Origin of the sequence: Spartinivicinus marinus (genome assembly GCF_026309355.1) — a bacterium.
Classification (GTDB): domain Bacteria; phylum Pseudomonadota; class Gammaproteobacteria; order Pseudomonadales; family Zooshikellaceae; genus Spartinivicinus; species Spartinivicinus marinus.
Genome location: NZ_JAPJZK010000001.1, coordinates 1,753,178 through 1,773,166, shown reverse-complemented (window position 1 = coordinate 1,773,166; position 19,989 = coordinate 1,753,178). Strand labels below are relative to the sequence as shown.

General features: G+C 36.7%; 20 protein-coding genes. 10 read left to right on the top strand and 10 right to left on the bottom strand.

Going from position 1 to position 19,989, the window contains the following annotated elements:
- The first annotated feature begins 13 nt into the window (after positions 1-13).
- Both OQE68_RS08105 and OQE68_RS08100 read left to right on the top strand, forming a co-directional pair.
- Positions 14-1,195, top strand: coding sequence for a DegT/DnrJ/EryC1/StrS family aminotransferase (locus OQE68_RS08105; protein ID WP_180570714.1), 1,182 nt, complete (start codon positions 14-16; stop codon positions 1,193-1,195).
- Positions 1,192-1,551 carry a DUF2784 family protein gene (locus OQE68_RS08100; RefSeq protein ID WP_180570713.1) on the top strand — a complete coding sequence of 120 codons (360 nt, stop codon included), beginning with the start codon at positions 1,192-1,194 and terminating at the stop codon, positions 1,549-1,551. Before OQE68_RS08105 ends, OQE68_RS08100 begins: the two co-directional genes overlap by 4 nt.
- Positions 1,552-1,764: 213 nt before the next feature.
- Here the strand turns inward: OQE68_RS08100 and OQE68_RS08095 are convergent, their stop codons facing one another.
- Positions 1,765-2,178: a hypothetical protein gene (locus tag OQE68_RS08095; protein ID WP_180570712.1), complete on the bottom strand. Its 414-nt coding sequence runs from the start codon at positions 2,176-2,178 to the stop codon at positions 1,765-1,767.
- A 548-nt stretch (positions 2,179-2,726) separates the two neighbouring features.
- On the opposite strand from OQE68_RS08095, the gene OQE68_RS08090 reads away from it, so the two are divergent.
- Positions 2,727-3,434 (top strand): autoinducer binding domain-containing protein, encoded by a 708-nt coding sequence (locus OQE68_RS08090; protein ID WP_180570711.1) that lies wholly within the window; start codon positions 2,727-2,729, stop codon positions 3,432-3,434.
- A 275-nt stretch (positions 3,435-3,709) separates the two neighbouring features.
- On the opposite strand, the gene OQE68_RS08085 is transcribed toward OQE68_RS08090, so the two are convergent.
- The 4 genes from OQE68_RS08085 to OQE68_RS08070 all read right to left on the bottom strand — a co-directional run bounded on the left by OQE68_RS08085 (position 3,710) and on the right by OQE68_RS08070 (position 7,387).
- On the bottom strand, positions 3,710-4,474 hold the full coding sequence (locus OQE68_RS08085) for a substrate-binding periplasmic protein (RefSeq protein ID WP_180570710.1): 765 nt from the start codon (positions 4,472-4,474) through the stop codon (positions 3,710-3,712).
- Between the two features lie 46 nt (positions 4,475-4,520).
- On the bottom strand, positions 4,521-5,501 hold the full coding sequence (locus tag OQE68_RS08080) for an ABC transporter substrate-binding protein (RefSeq protein ID WP_180570709.1): 981 nt from the start codon (positions 5,499-5,501) through the stop codon (positions 4,521-4,523).
- Positions 5,502-5,511: 10 nt separating this feature from the next.
- Complete coding sequence (locus OQE68_RS08075; RefSeq protein ID WP_180570708.1) at positions 5,512-6,495, bottom strand: ABC transporter substrate-binding protein; 984 nt, start codon at positions 6,493-6,495, stop codon at positions 5,512-5,514.
- A 100-nt stretch (positions 6,496-6,595) separates the two neighbouring features.
- A complete protein-coding gene (locus OQE68_RS08070; protein WP_180570707.1) occupies positions 6,596-7,387 on the bottom strand; it encodes a substrate-binding periplasmic protein in 792 nt (263 codons plus the stop codon).
- A 364-nt stretch (positions 7,388-7,751) separates the two neighbouring features.
- On the opposite strand from OQE68_RS08070, the gene OQE68_RS08065 reads away from it, so the two are divergent.
- On the top strand, positions 7,752-8,447 hold the full coding sequence (locus tag OQE68_RS08065) for a substrate-binding periplasmic protein (RefSeq protein ID WP_219340176.1): 696 nt from the start codon (positions 7,752-7,754) through the stop codon (positions 8,445-8,447).
- A gap of 52 nt (positions 8,448-8,499) precedes the next feature.
- Positions 8,500-9,390 (top strand): type 2 periplasmic-binding domain-containing protein, encoded by an 891-nt coding sequence (locus OQE68_RS08060; RefSeq protein ID WP_180570705.1) that lies wholly within the window; start codon positions 8,500-8,502, stop codon positions 9,388-9,390.
- 21 nt (positions 9,391-9,411) lie between these two features.
- Here OQE68_RS08060 and OQE68_RS08055 read toward each other — a convergent pair whose 3' ends face one another.
- On the bottom strand, positions 9,412-9,810 hold the full coding sequence (locus OQE68_RS08055) for a Ref family recombination enhancement nuclease (protein ID WP_180570704.1): 399 nt from the start codon (positions 9,808-9,810) through the stop codon (positions 9,412-9,414).
- A 474-nt stretch (positions 9,811-10,284) separates the two neighbouring features.
- On the opposite strand from OQE68_RS08055, the gene OQE68_RS08050 reads away from it, so the two are divergent.
- From OQE68_RS08050 to OQE68_RS08030, 5 genes are all read left to right on the top strand, one after another.
- Positions 10,285-11,805: an FMN-binding glutamate synthase family protein gene (locus OQE68_RS08050; protein WP_434801433.1), complete on the top strand. Its 1,521-nt coding sequence runs from the start codon at positions 10,285-10,287 to the stop codon at positions 11,803-11,805.
- A gap of 70 nt (positions 11,806-11,875) precedes the next feature.
- Positions 11,876-12,937, top strand: coding sequence for an acetolactate synthase large subunit (locus tag OQE68_RS08045; protein WP_255491037.1), 1,062 nt, complete (start codon positions 11,876-11,878; stop codon positions 12,935-12,937).
- Positions 12,938-13,002: 65 nt separating this feature from the next.
- A complete protein-coding gene (locus OQE68_RS08040) occupies positions 13,003-13,539 on the top strand; it encodes a thiamine pyrophosphate-dependent enzyme (RefSeq protein ID WP_255491036.1) in 537 nt (178 codons plus the stop codon).
- Entirely contained in the window at positions 13,536-14,936 is a 1,401-nt protein-coding gene (locus tag OQE68_RS08035) for an aldehyde dehydrogenase family protein (protein ID WP_180570702.1), read from the top strand. Before OQE68_RS08040 ends, OQE68_RS08035 begins: the two co-directional genes overlap by 4 nt.
- A 212-nt stretch (positions 14,937-15,148) precedes the next feature.
- On the top strand, positions 15,149-16,075 hold the full coding sequence (locus OQE68_RS08030; protein ID WP_180570701.1) for an endo alpha-1,4 polygalactosaminidase: 927 nt from the start codon (positions 15,149-15,151) through the stop codon (positions 16,073-16,075).
- Positions 16,076-16,258: 183 nt separating this feature from the next.
- On the opposite strand, the gene OQE68_RS08025 is transcribed toward OQE68_RS08030, so the two are convergent.
- The 4 genes from OQE68_RS08025 to argA form a co-directional block, all read right to left on the bottom strand.
- A complete protein-coding gene (locus tag OQE68_RS08025) occupies positions 16,259-16,819 on the bottom strand; it encodes a hypothetical protein (protein WP_180570700.1) in 561 nt (186 codons plus the stop codon).
- Between the two features lie 271 nt (positions 16,820-17,090).
- Positions 17,091-17,555 carry a hypothetical protein gene (locus OQE68_RS08020; RefSeq protein ID WP_180570699.1) on the bottom strand — a complete coding sequence of 155 codons (465 nt, stop codon included), beginning with the start codon at positions 17,553-17,555 and terminating at the stop codon, positions 17,091-17,093.
- Between the two features lie 236 nt (positions 17,556-17,791).
- Complete coding sequence (locus OQE68_RS08015) at positions 17,792-18,565, bottom strand: substrate-binding periplasmic protein (RefSeq protein WP_180570698.1); 774 nt, start codon at positions 18,563-18,565, stop codon at positions 17,792-17,794.
- A gap of 107 nt (positions 18,566-18,672) precedes the next feature.
- Positions 18,673-19,986 carry an amino-acid N-acetyltransferase gene (gene argA, locus OQE68_RS08010; protein ID WP_180570697.1) on the bottom strand — a complete coding sequence of 438 codons (1,314 nt, stop codon included), beginning with the start codon at positions 19,984-19,986 and terminating at the stop codon, positions 18,673-18,675.
- Positions 19,987-19,989: the final 3 nt, after the last annotated feature.

The window sequence follows — 19,989 nt, the reverse complement described above, 5'->3', positions numbered from 1 at the left end:
TAAGGAGAAAACCATGAAAAAAATTGTCACTAAACAGCATACAACTATTACTCGCTGGCCTATTCTTGATCAAAGTGATGAAGATGCGGTTTTAGACGTTTTACGTGGAGGGAATATTACTACGGCTAAGATTATACAAGACCTGGAAGGTGGTTATAAAAACTATATAGGTAGAAATTATGCAGTGGCACATAATAATGGTACTGCAGGTTTGATGGCTGCTTTTTATAGCCTTGGATTACAACCGGGAGATGAAATATTAGTACCTACGGCTACTTTTTGGGCTTCAGTATTGCCTATGATTTGGCTTGGTTTAGTTCCTGTTTTCTGTGAAAGTGAACCAGAAACACTAGGGATTGATCCAAATGATATGTTGCAAAAAATTGGGCCAAGAACAAAGGCTGTTGTTGTGGTGCATCTTTGGGGGCTGCCTTGTAAAATGCAAGAAATAAAATCAGTTGCAGAGCAACATAATCTTAAGATCATTGAAGATGCTTCTCATGCTCATGGTGCAAGTTGGAATGGAATTGCATGTGGTGCATTAGGAGATGTCTCAGTTATTAGTCTTCAGGGTGACAAGCTAGCACCAGCAGGAGAGGGCGGGATGTTTTTGACAGACAACTATGATCTGTATGAAAAAGCGATTAGCCTAGGAGATATTACTCGGATTATTGAATTGGAAACAGCACAGCGCCGGTTTGCAGCAACTAGCTTTGGAATTAAAACACGGATTGCACCATTATCAGCAGCAATCGGGCTTAATCAGTTAAAGAAATTAAAAGAGAACAATCAGCAACGTAAGCGTAATCACTTATATTTATCAGAAAAGCTAGAAGCGTTAGGATTTGACTGTTTTATTCCGACAAACAATATTCAACGAGTATACTTCGAATTTATCATTCGTTATCGAGAGACTGAGCCTGATGGTTTATTAGAAAAATTACAATCATTAGGGTGTCGGGTATCAAGGCCTCGATACCCATTACTTCATGAACAACCCTTTTTTACTGAAGGTAAATATAAAGAAATAGGTCGGTATCCTGAAGGGTGTGGTGAAATTGAAAGAGTTATCAATAGTAATTTTTCGAAAACAGCTCTAGAAAATCAGCGTTTGATCAAATTGCCAAATTTTTGTGGAAAGGATAATGGTATTTTAGATCAATATGCAGAAGCTTTTGAAGCGGCCATAAAATGAATAGAGTTTATAATTGGGTTTTACATGCGATTCATATAGCCATTATTATTTTTTCAATGATTGGTTGGTTATTTGTAGCAACTAGGCTATATCATTTGGTGCTTTGTAGCTTAATTATTTTCTCATGGTTTGGAGTAGGTATTGTAGCGAAAAAGCCAGGAATGTGCTTAGTCACTGAGTTACAAAAGAGAGTCTGGAAATCAATGGGGATTGAAGATAGAGATGGATACATTATTTACTTAGTAGAAAGAGTAACGGGTAAAACACCAAGCTCAAAAAAAGTTGATATTGTTACACAAATTTTCTTTTTTAGTACTTTTATTCTATCTATATGTCTATTTGTGAGACAAATTTAATAATCAATATTCACCCCAGTTATTTAGTTTAGATAGACTAAATGACTGGGGTGACAGTTAATAGCTCCTCGGCAATTGCTCCTGCGTTGCCCTAATACATGACATCCATGTCATAATGCTCTACCTTCCTTATTAGTCAGGAGCGATGTAACAAAGCCTAAGAATCATTCGGGAAGAATATAGTATTAGCTCAACAATAATCCAGCTGAATTTTTAGTGAACTGTTTTGCGCTCCATGACGACACCAACAGTTTGACGATTCCCTTCACGAGCTTCATAGCCAGTAACTGAATAAAAAGGATACATAGCTCCTGTAGCACTACTGTCACCACTAACATAATAATGAAAAGCAACGATGTTATGTTGGCGAGCCAAATGAACAGCTTCATCAAAACTTCCAACATAAGCTGGCCAGCCAAATCGTTTATCAGGGTTGCCTTGAAAGGCAACATGCGATAATACAAAATAGCGGCCAGTTGGCGTTGGTGTGTTTATATTATTATCTGCATTCGCTTCAATCAGACTTTCAGAGGAAATACTCTCGTCAGATAAAGAACCAGCAGTTACACTTTGAGCTGCTGCTAATGATAAACTTATAGCTGCAAATAAAATGGATAACTTTTTCATGTTATTCTCTCCTGTTAATTTAAACTGTTATTAATTGTGTTTGACTAAATTCAAGTTTTTACAATAAAAGGCTTAAGTATATTGCTCTAATATTACTGCCGCTTAAATTAGATTAAGCATGTATTTTTAGTCAAAATATTGTTGACTAAAAAAGTAATAGTTAATTAATTTCGACAATGTGTGAAAATTAATGTGAGCTTGTATTGTGGCGCTATTTGAAAAGCTATTTCACTTCAGCCTTTGATTTGGAAGTGTAGTGAAGTTTCTAAAAAGAAAAACCCACATCTGTGGGTTGACGAATTTAGCAAATTTGTATAGAGCGATGATGTTGACGTGAGTTTGTTGGTAGTTACACTCTCTATATCGTTTATTTTATGTATACTTTATGAAGTTAGCATAACTTTCACAAAAGTTTAATGGGAGCGGCTAGTATATACTTTTGTCTAAGGCCAATAAGCTGCTAAGTGTTATAGAATTTATACAAACATTTATCCGCTTTCCCAAATTGATCATTAATCAAGAGTTGATCATTAATAAAGAGTGAGTCTATGAATGAAGTGCACCCTCTATCATGGTTTGATGAGTTAGCTGCTATTAGCGAGTACTCTGAAATTGAATGCTGGTTATTCAAGCAGTTAGAACAGTACGGATTTCCAATGTTACTATTTGGTAATTTATCCAATCCAGGAGCAGGAGTGATAACTAACTTCCCTCATGAGTGGATGCAACGTTTTGAAAAAAAAGATTACATATACCAAGATGCCCCAGCTCAGCATTGTTTCAAGTCTATTACTCCTATTATATGGCAAGAAGCTTATGAGATGCCTCAAGTGACTATTACAGCTAAAAAAATCATTAATGAAGCAGAGAGCTTTGGCTTAAAAAATGGCCTATCTATTCCTGTAGTGGCTAATAACAACCGAAGTGTTTTAAGTGTATGTTATGATGGTAAAAATCAAGACTTTCGACATTTTCTTTCAAAGTCGATTCTTACCTTGATAGGTTTAACTCAAACTTTTCAATGGAAGTTGCTTGATAGTTTTTCGACAGAGTTTTTTGATTTACCTAAGCTAAATAAGCGACAGATAGACTGCTTGCATTATTTGTCTCATGGGTATACAAATAAAGAAATTGCTAACTTTATGAAATTATCACATTATACTGTGACAGATATCGTTTGTGAGTTACTGAAAATTTTAAATGCTTCAAATAGAACCGAAGCAGTGATGTTAGCAATAAAGCAAGGGGTTATTTAAAATAATAAATATGTTTTTGAAAGAATCAATGTATAATATACCCGTCGCGAATCAATTTTAGGCTTTGTTATCATCGCCCCTCACCCCAACCATCTATTAATATAGGCTCATGGGGCTTCGTCACTTGATGGCCTCACCTAAAAACCCTTCGCATTGGTTATATATAAATGATAAATTGCTTTCACACCAATTATGAATACCCCTTGGCGACAACTAAAGCCTTGTGTCCTAGGAGTAATTCGTTTGTAATGGATCTAAATTTTAATAGATAAATACTAATGTTCGTGCAGTGGAGGTATAATATTATACTTTTTATAGTATTCATCTACACGACCTGTTTTAACCATATTTAAAATAGCTTCATTAAGTTTTTCGTAAACTGGCGCATTAGGTGATTTTTTTGACATGCCATAATAGTTTCCAATTCTTTGCTGATGTTTGTAGTTTGCATATGAGTAGTTTGTAAAGCCTATTTTTTTAAGGGCAGATTCTATTGATGATGTATCTAATACAATCATGACTGGAAAGCGATTTTTGGATATCATTTCAGCCATATTTTTATCGTCGAGCGACAACATTTTTTGTATTCTTTTATCATTATCAAATTTTGGGAAATAAGCTGTTTTTCTTTTTACTCCAATTCTATGTCGATATAAGTCTTCATATGAATTGATTAGATCTTCTTGACCTTTTTTAACTAGAAAAAAAATATCTTTTTGTTGAAAGCCAATAGGGCCAATGTATGCCACGAAAGCCTCTCGTTTTTTTGTTTTAATTGTTCTTGGTATTATATCAATTCTTCCCTTTTTTAAGTCATCAAGACTTCTTGGAAATGGAGCAAACCGCCAAACTACTGAATAGCCAATACGATAGGCCGCATCCTCAAGAATATCTCGTAATGGACCAAAAAATGTATCAGCACCTTCTACTCTCACCATTTCTGGTGGCCTATGCCGATAATCAGCATAGAGCACTTTGGTTTCGGCAAGAGAGAATGGCCAATATAAAACTAATATAACTAATAGTATTAACTTAACCATTGTAATTTAGCCTATATAGTTTGATATAGCTTCAGTGAAAGGTATATCAATCAATATACTCAGCCTTAGAAGCTATATCATTAGGAAGCATCAGACCCCATTTTTCAAGAAGCTTTTTACTAAACAAAAACTTACCTTTTTCACCAATAGCTGGGCGAATATTTGCCGGACTATCACCATTTAAAATACGTTTAGCTATCTCCGCTGCTTTTTCGCCTTGGCTATAGCCTTCTAGTACTAGGCCGCCGATAGCTTTATCAGGACCGACAGCAAAGCTCCAAAATGCAAATAAGGGAATAGGCGTATTTTGGGATGTCCAACTGATCAAAGTCTCTGCATTAACACTGTTATCTTTATCATCAATCAACGTATGGTATAAACCAATAATGATTGCATCAAAGCCTTCATTTTTTGCTGCATGAACGGTAGATTCCCATAAAGTCTTTTTACCAATTTGTTTTAATTCTAGTTGAGCCCCAGATATTTTTAACGAGGTTTTTCCTTTAAATGCTTCTTCTACTGCATGTTTTGATGTATTACCACTGTCAAATAAAACTAATATTTTTTTGGCTTGGGGCATTATCTTTTTAATTTCTACAACTGATTTTTTAAATAAGGGTCTTTCTAATACTCCTGTTATATTTTTACTGAGTTTCATTCTACGAGGGTTAGAGTTAATTCCTAGATAGACTACAGGGGTTTCAGTTGTTCCTAATTTATCTGCTAAAAATTTCAAAGCGTTATCATCCCCAAGGAAAACGAGTTTTGGTTGAATACCTTGATAGAATTTCCAAGCCTCATCCGCTTTTTTTTGATATTCAGATTTTGGAACTCGTTTAGTATCCATTTGAAAACGGTGTACTTTATAGCCACTGCCTTCAAATGCTTTGTTAATACCATTAACATAACTTATATCCCATGGGTACTCTGCATGGTAGCTTTCAATAATAAGTAGATCTTTATCCGCTGCGTTAGCAAAAGTCATAGTTGTCGAAAGCATTAATATAGATAGTAATTTTGATTTCATTGTAAAACTCCTACTCAATAAAGGTGGTATTTTGCCTGATGCTATCTGGTAATGTTATATTCCACTTAGCTAACTGGCTTTTACTATAAATAAATTCTCCCTTTGGAGATATTTGAGGTAGTATGTTTTCTGGCTTGGTCCCGTTTAAAATTTTCTTTGCTATCTTGGCGGCTGCAAGACCTTGAGATTTTCCTGTCATAACTAAACCACCAATGGCTTTATCTTTTCCGACTGAAAAATCCCAAAAAGCAAATAAAGGTAGTGGTGTATTAGTCGATAGCCAATTGATAACTTCTGAGCTTTTGATATGTAGACCATCTTTATCGTGAAGGGTAAAATAAAGCCCTGACCATATTGCTTGGTAGCCATTTTGCTTGGCTGCTGATACAGTTTTTTTCCATAATTCTATATTGTTAGAAATTAAAAGATGAGTATCAATATTACCAATTTTTTGTACAGGCTTATTTTGAAAAAAATCTTTTATCGTATGGTGTGATGTAGTGCTATCATCAAAGAGTATTAGTGCTTTTGTTAATCTCGGATATATATTTTTGGCATTGAGAAGTGAACGTTTAAGTAGCGGGCGTTCAAGTACGCCTGTAATATTTTTATATTTATAAATGCCAGTATTTCTTGGGTTGGAATTGATGCCCAAGTATACAACTGGGTATTTAGTTTTACTTAATCTATGAGAAAGATATTCAAGAGCATTGTCATCGCCAAGGAATATTAACAGGGGGTCTATTGCTTGTATCACTTTCCAGGCTTTATCAGCCCTTGAAGGATACATAATTGGAGAAAGTCTTTTGGTATCCATTTGAAAGTGTTGGACAGTAAATTCACTTAGATTATTTGATATCGTCTCCACATAGTCTTTACTCCATTTATAGCCTGAATGATAACTCTCTATTATCAATAAATCTCGTTTATCTGCGAAAGACTTAATACAAAATACTACTTGCACTATTAGTAGAGTTGATATTACTCGATACATAAACTGAACCGGGTGCTTGGATCATTAAATAGAGCATAGAATGTGTGGTTATTTGCGTCATCATAATTTATAATAAGCCAAAAAAATATATTGCAAACGGTTATTTGGTTTGCTTTTCTTGGTGTGTGTGATTATTAAGCTGAATACTTGTGTATTCCTTTAAAATAGACTGGTAGGTACCATCTGCTAAAATTGCTTGATAACCATCATTAAATGCTTTTATTTTTTTCTTAATGTTAGGAACTTTTCGGCTGAACATAACATAGAGTTTATGGACATATAATGGTGGAGTAATATATTCAAGTTTGTCTTTTAAATGTGGGTATTTTTTGTTGATTTGATAAATGCCAACATATTTGTCTATAAGTGCAATATCAATTCTTTTTAAAACAATTTTTTGAAAATTAATTGTATCGTCAGGGATGGCAATTTTATTAAGAAAGTCTGCTTTGTCAAAGTCCGGAGAATAGACAATTCCTATACCAGTGCCAATTCGATAGGGTTGCAAATCACGTAAAGAACGCCAGCTAATATTGCTATCAATATGTTTAAAAAAGACAATGGGGCTATCCATGAATGGATCAGAATAAAAATATTTTTTTGCTCGTTCTTCTGTATAATAAGCTATAGGCGTAGCATCTATTCTGCCAAATTCAACTTCAAGTAAGCAACGAGCCCAAGTTAGAAAGTAAAATTTAACTTTATAGCCAGAACGCTTATATGCTTCTACAACTATTTTTGAGACCAGACCATGATCAATTAATTTTTCACCATAAAATGGTTCCCATGGGCTACCAGCCATGGACACTTCTTTATTGACTGTATCATCTGCTTTTGCATAGTTGCTAATAACTAGTAAAATAGCAATGATAGAGTAGATTAAAGTATGCATTGAGTTTAGTCGCTTCAAATTATTGTTAGTTATTATATACCCATGATTCTAGATTAACCTTTTGGATTTAATTAATGGTACGACTCGTTTTATTAATATACTTTATGACTCGTTATAAGTATAAAATAATCCTGTGATTGATAAGGCGTAAAACTACTATGGCATGGTGAAATATATAGATTGCCTGTTAGCGCAAACTTTTATAGTAATCTCTCTTAGGCCTGATAGATATGCAGATATACTTATGACTTAATTACTTATAAAACAGTAGGGAGTAATTATGCGTAAGTTCCTTTTGACATTAAGCATAGGTTTTCCTTTGTTATTTTCATCAAACTTATATGCAGCGCAGTCAGTTAAGGTAATGGCTGATGAGGCTTACCCTCCTTACTCATATAAGCAAGATGGTAAAATGACGGGTATTTATACTGATGTATTATCTGTCATTTTTGCTAAGATGACTGATTTTAATATAAAAATAGAAGGGATTCCATGGAAGCGTGGCTTGAAATCAATGGAGGCTGGAGATGGTTTTGCACTTTATCCTCCTTATAAGCGTGAAGACAGACCTTATATGGACTACACTGCTCCAATTTTAGCAGAAGAGTCTGCTGCTTATTGTGATGAGAAAATTCTATCGAAAGCACGCCCTAAATGGCCTGAAGACTATTATAATTTGAGAATTGGCAATAATTCGGGTTTTGCTGTGGGGGGAGCTGTATTTGATCGGGCTGTTCAAGATGGATTAATTAAACTTAGTGAAGCTAAAGGAAATGCAAAGAATTTACTCAAGCTAATTAATGGTAGAATTGATTGTTATATAAATGATGCTTTATCTATTGAGTGGGAGTTAAATCAGCTTAAGCAAAAAGGTAAATATAAAGGATCAGGTATTGTTAGAGGCGCTACTATAAGTGGTGAATTTGGTTATTTGGGTTTTACCAAAAAGGCTGATAAATATACTTATTTAGAGAAATTTAAAGAGCAGTATCATAAATATCTAGATGAAATGAAAACGAATGGTGAAATTGATAAGATAATTAAAAAATATACACAATAATTGCTTTGTAGAATATTGTCATGGTGTTACAGGATAGAATGCGAGCTTGTAGATGGTTTGTTTAAAGTTTAGTAACATCATTTTCCCTATTTTAATTTTTGTTAGCCTAATATCCTCTTCTTGTTCTATTGCTAGCAGTGTAACTGAAATCATTTATCCCCCCAGAGAATCAGCAGATGATAAGAGGGATGATGATATAGTTGAGCTACTTGAAAAAATATTAATAATAACGGAGCCTGAGTTTGGAAAATATGAAATGAGATCTTCAATTCCTATGAATGAGGCAAGATATACTGAACTGCTAAGTAATAACAAAATTCTTTCTATTATTTGGACAAGTGTTACTAAAGAGCTTGAATACAAGCTACTGCCTATTCGGATTCCTATTCGTAAAGGAGTATTAGGCTATCGTATCTTTTTGATTAGAAAAAATGATCAACAATTGTTTGAAAATATAAAAAGCCTGGATGAATTAAAAAAAATGAAAGTTGGTCAAGGACATTTTTGGAATGATGTAAAAGTATTTGAAGAAAATGGTTTTAAAGTAGTAACAGGATCCAATTATGAAGGTTTATTTGGGATGCTCTCTGAAGATAGGTTTGACTATTTTTCTCGAGGCTTTAATGAAGCTCCTATAGAGTATGATGCGAGGAAAGATAAATACCCCAATTTATTTATTGAAAGGAAATTGCTTTTGTACTATCCATGGCCGAAGTTTTTTTATGTGGCTCCTACTAATATAAAACTTGCTGCAAGAATAGAAGCTGGTTTTAGAGCACTTATTGATAATGGAACTCATGAAATATGGTTCCAAAAATACAATCAGGCTGCAATAGAAAAGGCGAACCTACGTACTAGAAGATTATTTAAACTTAAAAACCCTCTATTACCTGCTAGTGTTCCACTAGATCAAGATAATTTATGGTTTGACCCACTGCAATAACAAAGTCACCTTAATATTAGGCTAGTGACTATGTTGGCTTTTTGCTGTTTGCTTATGGGTAATTTTATTTATCCATTGTTGCAGCCCATGTGGTAGTGGCACTCCAAAGCGATCAAGTATTGAAAGGCTTTGAATGTATAATTCATGTTGAGTGCCATAACGTTTTTCAAAATTGTCTTTAAATGGATGTACAGCATACCACTTGAAGCTGTCATGGCCTTCGCCATGTTTGTGATGGCCTGAGCATAGTGGCAGCACATACCAATGACCATTTGAGCTAGTGCTATTTCTTATATGATGAATTGTTGCCCAGTTGGCAAATGTACCTGCTTGTCGACAAGCAATACAGCCTACATATTCTATAAGTGATCGATGAAAAAAATTTTGCTCCTTATTGACTAGTGATGCTCTTATTAACATGGGATGCTCCTATCGTTAGCTATTTATAAGCTTTTATATTGACTATATAATGCTATTAATTATTAACATTTGCTAATCATTGATTATGCTTGACCTGCTAATGATGTAGGCAACGTTAATGCCAGAATAAATAATTTATCATTTTCAATAAATTACTGAGATGGTTAACTGAAAGTGTTAAATAGTTAGTCAGTTGTTGTATTGTTTAATAAGGATTATAGGAAGAAAGGTATAGTTATATAGGGAAGTGATATATAACTGCTTATAGCTATTTGTTATAGAAACTAACATAAAAATTTCATAATCAACAATATGAAGGCATATGAAAGAAATAGGTTTATTTGTATGTCTTTTTTAATGTTGTTTGGTTGTTACCTTGACGAGAAAGGTAAATTTATAACCAAAGTTTTAGCAGTTTGTATAAAAATATAGCCACTAGCCTGTGATTTTCTGTAAGGAATTTTAAGTATGCCGATGTTACCAAACTATATGCATCAAGCATTAGAATTAATGGCAACCCTGTTTATCGTTGCTGTTGGATTTTTCTGTTTGTTTTTAATATTTATGTATATTCGCGATCGTAGGCAGACCAGTGATGCTGTTTTAAGGAACTATCCTATTGTTGGCCATATGCGTTATATTCTTTCTGACCTTGGTGAGTTTTTTAGGCAATATTTTTTTGCTATGGACCGTGAAGAAATGCCTTTTAACCGTGCACAGCGTGGCTGGATAGGACGCGCAGCAAAAAATAAAGATAACACGGTTGCTTTTGGCTCTACCAAATATTTGAAAGAACCTGGTACTGCTATTTTTGTTAATTGCCCTTATCCTACTTTAGAAAAAGACGCTGAAAAAACTAGCTCGCTAGTGATTGGTCCTTACTGTAAAAATCCATTTGAAGCAAAATCAATTTTTAATATTTCAGGAATGAGTTATGGGGCTTTATCTGCACCAGCAGTACGCGCACTTTCAAAGGGAGCTAAAATGGCAGGCTGCTGGATGAATACAGGAGAGGGTGCATTATCACCACATCATTTAGAAGGAGGTTGTGATATTGTTTTTCAAGTCGGTACGGCAAAATATGGGGTGCGTACTACTGAAGGAGCATTCAGTGATGAAAAATTACGAGACGTTGCATCACATTCACAAGTGCGCATGTTTGAGATTAAAATGTCTCAAGGTGCTAAACCAGGCAAAGGAGGTATTTTGCCTGGTGCTAAGGTAACACCAGAGATAGCTAAAATTCGTGGTATTGAGCAAGGACAGGATTCTATTTCTCCTAACCGTCATCCACATATTAATAATAACGATGATCTCCTCGACTTTGTTGCACACATACGGGAAGTGACGGGAAAACCCGTTGGTTTTAAATGTGTCATTGGGGCTTATGGATGGCTTGAGGACTTAACGAATAAGGTCAAAGAGCGTGGTATAGAAAGTGCCCCAGACTTTATTACTATCGACTCAGCAGATGGTGGCACAGGGGCAGCACCTATGTCATTGATTGATAATGTTGGCTTACCAATTAAAGAGTCTCTACCATTAGTGAAAGATATTATTAAAAAAGCAGGGTTAGGTGAACGAATAAAAATCATTGCTTCAGGTAAATTAATTACCCCCTCAGAGGTTGCCTGGGCAATGTGTGCCGGTGCTGACTTTGTCGTATCAGCACGAGGGTTTATGTTTAGTCTTGGTTGTATTCAAGCACTTAAGTGTAATAAAAATACTTGCCCTACAGGTATTACTACTCATAATGAACGTTTACAAAAAGGACTAAATCCTGAAGATAAAGCAGTAAAAGTAGCAAACTACTGCTTAAATATGGTGCATGAGGTAGAAACGATCGCACACAGTTGTGGTGTACCTGAACCAAGACGTTTGAAGCGTTTCCATGTACGAATGGTACAGGAAAATGGTAAGTCGATACCAATGGATGAGCTATATCCTACTGTAATTGCTAGAGACACAACTGAGCAAGTTATTGTCAAAAATTAATCTAATACCATTCTAACTGGTTATAGTCATTCGCGAAGAGTACATATTCATCAATAATGGACGTTAAACTATGTCAGAACACCACAAGCAAACCTGTACCAAAGCATCAGACTTATTTGTTAAAGCGTTAGAAGCTGAAGGCGTGAAGCATATTTTTGCTGTGCCAGGTGAAGAAAACCTGGATATGGTAGAGTCATTAAGAAATTCATCCATTGAATTAGTATTAACCCGTCACGAGCAGGGGGCTGCTTTTATGGCAGCCACTTACGGGCGCTTAACGGGTAAAGCGGGTGTTTGTATGGCAACTTTAGGGCCTGGTGCAACTAATTTTGCTACACCTGCCGCCTATGCCCATTTAGGAGCATTTCCGTTAATTATGATTACTGGGCAAAAGCCTATAAAAAAATCCAAACAAGGGCAGTTTCAGATTATTGATGTGGTTGGTTTATTTGAGCCTATTTGTAAAATGTCGAAGCAAATAGTGCATGGCAATACGATTCCTTCATTAGTGCGTGAAGCATTTCGGTTAGCTGAAGAAGAGCGCCCTGGAGCTGTGCTGTTAGAGCTACCTGAAGATATTGCTGCAGAAGACACTAACGCTTCCATTATTGAACCACATGCAAGACATTATGCTGTAGCCAGTGATACCGCTATTGAAGAGGCTGTTACATTAATAAAGCAAGCAAAACGGCCATTGGTATTAGTAGGGGCAGGTGCTAATCGAAAAGAAGCAAGAGCAGCTTTGTGTGACTTTGTCCATACCTCTCGTATTCCATTTTTTAATACGCAAATGGGGAAAGGAGTTATAGATGAGCGCTCTGAATTATTTATTGGCACAGCTGCTTTATCAGACAATGACTATTTACATTGTGCGATTGATCGGGCTGATTTAGTGATTAATGTGGGACATGATGTTGTTGAAAAACCTCCATTTTTTATGGAGCCTGGCGGTAAAAAAGTCATTCATATAAATTATAAGTCTGCCAAAGTGGACCAGGTTTATTTTCCTCAAGTTGAAGTGATTGGTGATTTGGCTGCTTCTATTAATCGCCTTAAAGAGGCTTTGGGAACAGTAGCAGCTGAATTTAGTTATTTTGAAAAATTAAATCTGGCGTTGATAAACATACTTTAGAGGGGGCCGATGACAGTCGTTTTCCAATTATTCCCCAGCGCTTAGTTGCTGATACCCGTAAAGTTATGGGGGATAAAGATATCATTGCTCTAGATAATGGCATTTATAAAATTTGGTATGCTCGTAATTATAAAGCTCACTATCCCAATACTGTATTATTGGATAATGCATTGGCCACTATGGGAGCAGGACTGCCTTCAGCCATGATGGCAGCAATGCAATACCCTGAACGACGGGTGATGGCTATTTGTGGTGATGGTGGTTTTATGATGAATAGTCAGGAGCTAGAAACGGCTGTAAGGCTGGGTCTTAATATAGTGGTAACGGTACTTAATGACAGCAGCTATGGAATGATTCGTTGGAAACAAGGGCAAGCTGGCTTTGAAGACTGGGGGCTGGAATTTAATAACCCAGATTTTGTGCAATATGCTAATAGTTATGGTGCCACGGGACATCGTGTTGAACGAACGGAAGAACTAGTGACTACTTTTGAGAAAGCATTTGCTGCAGGTGGTGTGCACTTAATTGATGTACCTGTGGATTACTCAGAAAATAAACGAGTGCTTATTGATGAACTTCAGGCAAAGGTTTGTATGTTATGAGTCATAGTCAATCCAATATGCAACTTGAAGTGTTGACCGCTTATGGACAATCGCACTTGGCAACGTTGGACATGCATACGGCAGATGATGTTGAGCAAATGCTCACTAAAGCGCATAGTTTATTTAAAAAACGTGATAGCTGGCTGGCCAAACATGAGCGAATTGCTATTTTAAAAAAGCTGGCGAGTTTAATGAGCGAGCAAGTTGAAGCTTTAGCAATGACTATTGCTAAAGAAGGTGGCAAGCCATTAAAAGATGCCCGTGTTGAGAGTGAGCGTGCCATTGATGGTGTAGAAAAAGCTATTGAGGCATTAGCGCATTTGAATGGTAGTGAAATACCCATGGGGCTTACACCTGCAGCAGTAAACAAATTGGCGTTCAGTTATCGCGAGCCAATTGGGGTTGTTGTAGCAGTTAGTGCATTTAACCACCCGCTAAATTTAATTATTCACCAAGTAATACCCGCAGTGGCGGTAGGTTGTCCAGTTATTGTTAAACCAGCATCAACAACTCCGCTATCTTGTCTTAAAGTTGCTGAACTGCTGGCAAAAGCGGGTTTACCAGAAGGCTGGTGCCAGGTTTGTATTTGTGACAATAAGGTAGCAACACAACTGGTTACTGATAGTCGGCTGGGCTTTTTTAGTTTTATTGGTTCTGCCAGAGTGGGTTGGCAACTACGCAGTCAGCTGGCACCAGGTGTGCGTTGTGCATTAGAGCATGGAGGTGTTGCACCCGTTATTGTGGATAGCACAGCTGATGTTGAAGCAATGATACCTAAATTGGCTAAAGGCGGCTTTTATCATGCAGGGCAAGTTTGTGTATCTGTACAGCGGGTATTTGTACCTAAAGATATGGCGGAGAATATAGCGAACAAACTGGCGAAAGCTGCCGAGCAATTAACAGTAGGGGATCCAACTCAAGCTAATACTGATGTAGGTCCATTGATTTTGCCACGAGAAGTTGATCGGATTGATGAGTGGGTGCAAGAGGCGGTGCAACAAGGAGCAACCCTTATTACAGGCGGCAAGAAACTGGCTAACGGTTGTTATGCACCAACTGTGTTATTAGATCCGTCTGAGCAAGTGAAAGTATCAACCCAAGAGGTGTTTGGTCCAGTGGTTTGTATTTATGGCTACCAAACCATTGATGAGGCGGTTCAGCGGGCAAATAGTTTAAATGTGGCTTTTCAAGCGGCGGTCTTTAGTAACAATTTACAGCAAAGTATGAAAGTCATGCAGCAGCTAGATGCTTCGGCTGTTATGTTGAATGACCATACGGCATTTAGAGTCGACTGGATGCCCTTTGCTGGTCGCCGTCACTCTGGGCTAGGTACAGGAGGCATTGGCCATACAATGCATGATATGACCCAAGAGAAGATGTTTGTATTAAATTTGTAAAATATAAAAATATGATGATCATTAATTTAAACTTTAGTGATCATCATATTTTGTATGTTGTTAACTGAGACCGGTTTAGCATTAGCTTAGCAATCCTTTGAATTAACTCCCGTCTTAAAAAAATAATATTTAATGAATGACCTGGTTATCAGGTAGTGGTGCCCCATAATGCCATACTGGAGGTGTTAGTAAAATTATGGGTTAGAGTCACTATGTTGCCAAAATTTATTATTTATGGAGCGATTGTTTCGCTTTTTTCAGTGAATGTTGCAATAGCTTCCACCATTACTTTTAATGACGATGATGCCGTGATTATTGTGGACTCTCATGATGATATTGGTGAGCCACCCACAGCTAAAACTTGGCAGCCTAAACCAGGTTTAACCTGGTGGTGGCAACTTGAAAATGCAAACAAAATATCTACTGATATAGCAGCAGAGGTTGTTGATCTGGATTTATTTGATGGCGCAGAAGGCGGTAACAATAGCAAAATAAAACAACTGAAAGCCAAAGGCAAAAAAGTAATATGCTATTTTAGTGGTGGTACCTATGAAAAATGGCGACCCGATGCTAAGCGCTTTAAAAAAATAACCCTCATACCAAATGGCGACATGGACGACTGGCCCGATGAAACCTGGTTAAACATTGGCAACGCTAAAGCTTTAGACATTATTAAACCTATTATGAAAGATCGGATGGCATTTGCTAGTAAGGCAGGCTGTGATGCAGTTGAGGTGGATAATGTTGACGCATTTGAAAATACTGAAGAAACCCACGGCTATGTCACCTATAAAGACCAGCTTAATTACAATAAGTGGCTAGCAAATACAGCGCATCAATTTAATTTAGCCATTGGCTTAAAAAATGATATCCAGCAGCTTAAAGAGCTAGTCGATTACTTTGATTTTGCTGTTAACGAGCAATGTTTTGCTTATGATAATGAATGTGTACAGTATGAATCTACTTTCTTAAAGGCTGGTAAAGCGGTATTTAATCAGGAATATGGTGGGACTGAAGGTGGCTTAAGTAAAAATAAATACAAAAAAGTGGCCTGCCCTTATTTTAAAAGCCAAAAAATTTCATCATTATGGAAGCAGGGGACTAATCTAGATGGTAAGCAAGTTGTAGAGTGTAAATGACTTTTAGGGAAAAGTGAGTTTTTGGATGATAATGATGAAAACTATCAAGTGTCAAATAAGGGCTAGCATCTAGCCAGTTTTAATAAGGCTTCAGTCATTCCTAAAAGCCCACTAAATTTAGCGGGCTTACACTTTGTAAATCAGTTAAGTAGGGGGTAGGCTTTGCAAAGCCCCGTTTTATTACTAGTCGATAATGGTTAATCTACACTCTTCTGCATTGTATTGATTCCAGGATAATAGTCCAAAACCCGGCTCAGAATCTCCAAGATTTTTCCAGTTGTTATAGTTGCCATCAGTGAAATAACAAGACCATGACTGCATAATATGCTGTGTTGTCCCATTAACATCAGTGCCTTGAGCATCACCACCTTCTGCACGCCAAGCATTATTAGTACTGTTGTAATAAAACAAATTTGATCTAGATGCTGTGCGACCTGTCCCATCCCAGTTATACATAGCCATACGCATTCTACAACCATCAATATCACCGCAGAATTCATCGATTACTGCTTGCGGGATAGGAAATATACTGCCTCGCAGGTGATTTGGAGCAACAACTGTAATTCGATCTACTTCCATGACTATGTTTCTAGTAAAGTCTTCGTCTTGTAATAAGCCAGAGTTGCTTTCAAAAGATGCACTTGTCATTTCTGGCTCGGGAGTACCAATCTCAATTGGTTGTACATCTGCAGAAGATACTGATGAAAAAGCTGTAACCAATACTGCTATTAATGTTAATTTCATTTTTTATCGTCCTGATTTTTTGTGATTCCACTATCTACCCTCGATAGCGGCTGGTTTGTGTAAGCCAGAATCATTTTAGCGTGAGGTGAAATATATTAGCAAAATAATTTGCTAGAACTGACTGGAGTAACTAAATAAAAGTAGCGGGTATTAGATGAAAGCGAGCTATTAAAATAAAAACTATAGTTAATCAGGTAAGATAAGCTGTTTATTAGTGCATACCAACAAGAATTGTTTTTTCTAATACAGTATGCACTAACAATTTAATTACTTAATGATAAACTTGAATTGATTTTAATATAGCAAATTCATTTGGTTTGCTTAATAAACCATCAGCTTCAACAACAATAGATGAAACAGTGCTATATACAGGTACTGTTAAACGGCCTACTGGGTTTTGTGGGTATTTACATTTTGAGGCAAAATTACTGCCACACACTTTATCAAGATAGGTGAAAAATTGTTTGTAACCAATCAGCCGGCCTTTTTCACCATTGTTTGCTTCATAAACACGAATTTCTGTTGGGCGCTTTTGCCACCAGTCAGTTAAAAAGCCAACAGAAGAAACTAATTGCTCTGTACCCAGATCAATTGTTTTACTAAAGTGAGCGCTTGCATCTGGATACATGCGTTCATTAACATTTACTTCTGTAATTAACTCGCTTGCTAGGGTTGCACTGCTAGCAGTTGCTAAACAAAGAGCAGATAATAAAAGCCGAGCTTTTTTAAATAGCATGGGTAATCCCTCACTAATTTTTTAATTGTTTTTTGGATTGGGAGTCAAGACGGTAATCTATCTTGAATTGGAAATCAAATAAATAGTCTATTGAAGTTTATATAAAACTGCTAGTTTGTATTATGTGTAAGCAGTTAGTGATGGGCTGAATATAATATTATCCTTGTATAATGAGTTTGCTTTTTAGCTGGTAAGTATTTGCTTTTTAGTTGGTAATTGATCTTGTAGGTAGATAATTAGAGGTTGTCATTAATAAATCTAGTTAAGTGGGTTTCGTAAGGCTCTATCTCGTTTAGTGTTTTTTCATAGCTCTTAATATATTTGATTGCCGTTTTTTTTGAAAAAACTGTGTATAGTCCTACCTTAGGCTCTGGTAAGGGTACTACTTTGATATTGTTGAAAAAGCTATTGGCCTTTGCTGTGTAGATTAATTCATAGCTGTCAGGTGAGTAAACTGCATCGAGCCGTTCTCGCAACATTATTTTGTAATTTCGTAAAATAACGTTATTACCACTCAAAGGTTTTACTCTTAAACGCTTGTCCCTCATTAATGGGGATAAAAACCCTTTTTCATATATGCCAATATTCATTAATAATATATCTTTAATAGAGTGTAGGATGTCATAAGGTGAATTTTTTAATAGCATGAAGGCTGGCTGCATTTGTAAGAAGGGTTTTGAGGGGTAGGCAAATTTCTTTGCTCTTTCTGGGCTTTTACCTAATGCAACAGCTAAGTCTATTTTGCCTGATTCAAGCGCTTGTAATAAACGAGATAATGGGTAAGGCTTTGGTGGGATCTGAAGTTCTGTTACGCCAGCTTTTTCCATCACTTTTTTAAGGTAACTGATGGCTGGGCCTTTGGTTGGTGTGTTGCTTGTTCCTTCTTCTATATGGGGCACTAAATTAAAGTAACCAACTTTAAGGCTTTGGGCCCAAATGTGGAAGGGTGTAAAAAATAGCCCAATACACCCTAAAGTACCTAGTACAGATTTTAATGAAAAAGTGTTCATTCTATTCAGGTTATACTTGGCATAAAAAACTTGCAAGGTGTTGCTAGCTTTACTGGTTCTTTTATGCAATTAGCTGGCTTTTTCGAGCCAGCATAGATTACTTTTAGTTATAGTTTTTTAACAAAAACTTTTGAGCCTCGTTTAGGGTTATAGGTATTTTTTTTGGCATTGGGTAGTTCATCAAGTGTGGTTTCTTCAAAGCCTCTTTCTAAAAACCAATGGGCGGTTTTGGTGGTCAGTACAAAAAGTGCTTTGATTCCTTGTTTTCTTGCTGCTTCTTCATTGTGTTGAAGCAACAAGTTGCCACGATCATTACCGCGATAATCTTGATGGACTGCTACGCAAGCAAGCTCTGCGCTGTCGCTATCTGGGTAGGGGTGAAATGCTGCGCAGCCAATAATCGTGCCATCCCGTTCAATGATAGTGAATAAATTAATTTCTTGTTCAATTTGCTTTCTTGAACGACGAACTAAAACACCCTGTTTTTCTAAAGGTTGAATTAATTTTATAATACCACCAACGTCTTCAATGTTGCCTTGACGAATTTCTTCATATCCATCGTGAGTGATCAGGGTACCGGAACCATCGCGGGTAAAAAGTTCTTGTAATAATGCACCATCTTGCTGGTGGCTGATTATATGAGCTCGATCGGTTCCGCCTTCACAAGCAGTTAATGCTGCGGATAATAAGCGTTTGGTTTCAAGTGACGTTGATTGCTTTAATATCCGCAAGGCTTCTGCTGGTTTCATGCTTCTGATGAGCTGATTGTTGTTATCTTGTATACCTGACTTAGAGCCAAAGATAATCAATTTTTCTGCGCCAAGTGAAATGGCGGCTTGTGTGGCCACATCTTCTGTTGCTAGATTAAATACTTGACCTGTCGGTGAAGAGCCAAGACAAGATAATAGCACTACATAACCATCATCCAATTGTTGGGAAATGGCCTTGCGGTCGATACGGCGTACGTCGCCAGAGTGCAAAAAGTCTACCCCATCTACTACCCCAATAGGCTTGGCTGTAACGAAGTTGCCGCCTATTACTCGAATTCTTGCATTGTACATTGGGGAATTAGCCAGCCCCATTGAAAGCATGGACTCGATTTTAATCCGTAAATTGCCTACCGCATCTTTAACACTTTCCAGTACTTCTTTATCAGTAATACGTTGATGCTGGTGAAATTTGCACGCCACTTGTCGTTCTTTAAGGTATTGATCAATTTGAGGCCTAGCACCAAAAACCACAACTAAACGAACCCCTAAGCTATTTAAAAGCGCAATGTCATGGATGATGTTGCCAAAGTTATTATCAGCAATGGCTTCACCACCAATCATGAGCACAAAGGTGCGGCCTCGGTGAGCATTAATATAGGGCGATGAGTGGCGAAAAAAACTTACATATTCAGGGGAAGAGAAATCAACCATGGC

Excerpts from the sequence above, each read along its gene's own strand:
- OQE68_RS08105 (WP_180570714.1), top strand. The coding sequence starts at position 14 with ATGAAAAAAATTGTCACTAAACAGCATACAACTATTACTCGCTGGCCT.
- OQE68_RS08100 (WP_180570713.1), top strand. The coding sequence starts at position 1,192 with ATGAATAGAGTTTATAATTGGGTTTTACATGCGATTCATATAGCCATT.
- OQE68_RS08095 (WP_180570712.1), bottom strand. The coding sequence starts at position 2,178 with ATGAAAAAGTTATCCATTTTATTTGCAGCTATAAGTTTATCATTAGCA.
- OQE68_RS08090 (WP_180570711.1), top strand. The coding sequence starts at position 2,727 with ATGAATGAAGTGCACCCTCTATCATGGTTTGATGAGTTAGCTGCTATT.
- OQE68_RS08085 (WP_180570710.1), bottom strand. The coding sequence starts at position 4,474 with ATGGTTAAGTTAATACTATTAGTTATATTAGTTTTATATTGGCCATTC.
- OQE68_RS08080 (WP_180570709.1), bottom strand. The coding sequence starts at position 5,501 with ATGAAATCAAAATTACTATCTATATTAATGCTTTCGACAACTATGACT.
- OQE68_RS08075 (WP_180570708.1), bottom strand. The coding sequence starts at position 6,495 with ATGTATCGAGTAATATCAACTCTACTAATAGTGCAAGTAGTATTTTGT.
- OQE68_RS08070 (WP_180570707.1), bottom strand. The coding sequence starts at position 7,387 with ATGCATACTTTAATCTACTCTATCATTGCTATTTTACTAGTTATTAGC.
- OQE68_RS08065 (WP_219340176.1), top strand. The coding sequence starts at position 7,752 with ATGGCTGATGAGGCTTACCCTCCTTACTCATATAAGCAAGATGGTAAA.
- OQE68_RS08060 (WP_180570705.1), top strand. The coding sequence starts at position 8,500 with ATGGTTTGTTTAAAGTTTAGTAACATCATTTTCCCTATTTTAATTTTT.
- OQE68_RS08055 (WP_180570704.1), bottom strand. The coding sequence starts at position 9,810 with ATGTTAATAAGAGCATCACTAGTCAATAAGGAGCAAAATTTTTTTCAT.
- OQE68_RS08050 (WP_434801433.1), top strand. The coding sequence starts at position 10,285 with ATGTTACCAAACTATATGCATCAAGCATTAGAATTAATGGCAACCCTG.
- OQE68_RS08045 (WP_255491037.1), top strand. The coding sequence starts at position 11,876 with ATGTCAGAACACCACAAGCAAACCTGTACCAAAGCATCAGACTTATTT.
- OQE68_RS08040 (WP_255491036.1), top strand. The coding sequence starts at position 13,003 with ATGGGGGATAAAGATATCATTGCTCTAGATAATGGCATTTATAAAATT.
- OQE68_RS08035 (WP_180570702.1), top strand. The coding sequence starts at position 13,536 with ATGAGTCATAGTCAATCCAATATGCAACTTGAAGTGTTGACCGCTTAT.
- OQE68_RS08030 (WP_180570701.1), top strand. The coding sequence starts at position 15,149 with ATGTTGCCAAAATTTATTATTTATGGAGCGATTGTTTCGCTTTTTTCA.
- OQE68_RS08025 (WP_180570700.1), bottom strand. The coding sequence starts at position 16,819 with ATGAAATTAACATTAATAGCAGTATTGGTTACAGCTTTTTCATCAGTA.
- OQE68_RS08020 (WP_180570699.1), bottom strand. The coding sequence starts at position 17,555 with ATGCTATTTAAAAAAGCTCGGCTTTTATTATCTGCTCTTTGTTTAGCA.
- OQE68_RS08015 (WP_180570698.1), bottom strand. The coding sequence starts at position 18,565 with ATGAACACTTTTTCATTAAAATCTGTACTAGGTACTTTAGGGTGTATT.
- argA (WP_180570697.1), bottom strand. The coding sequence starts at position 19,986 with ATGGTTGATTTCTCTTCCCCTGAATATGTAAGTTTTTTTCGCCACTCA.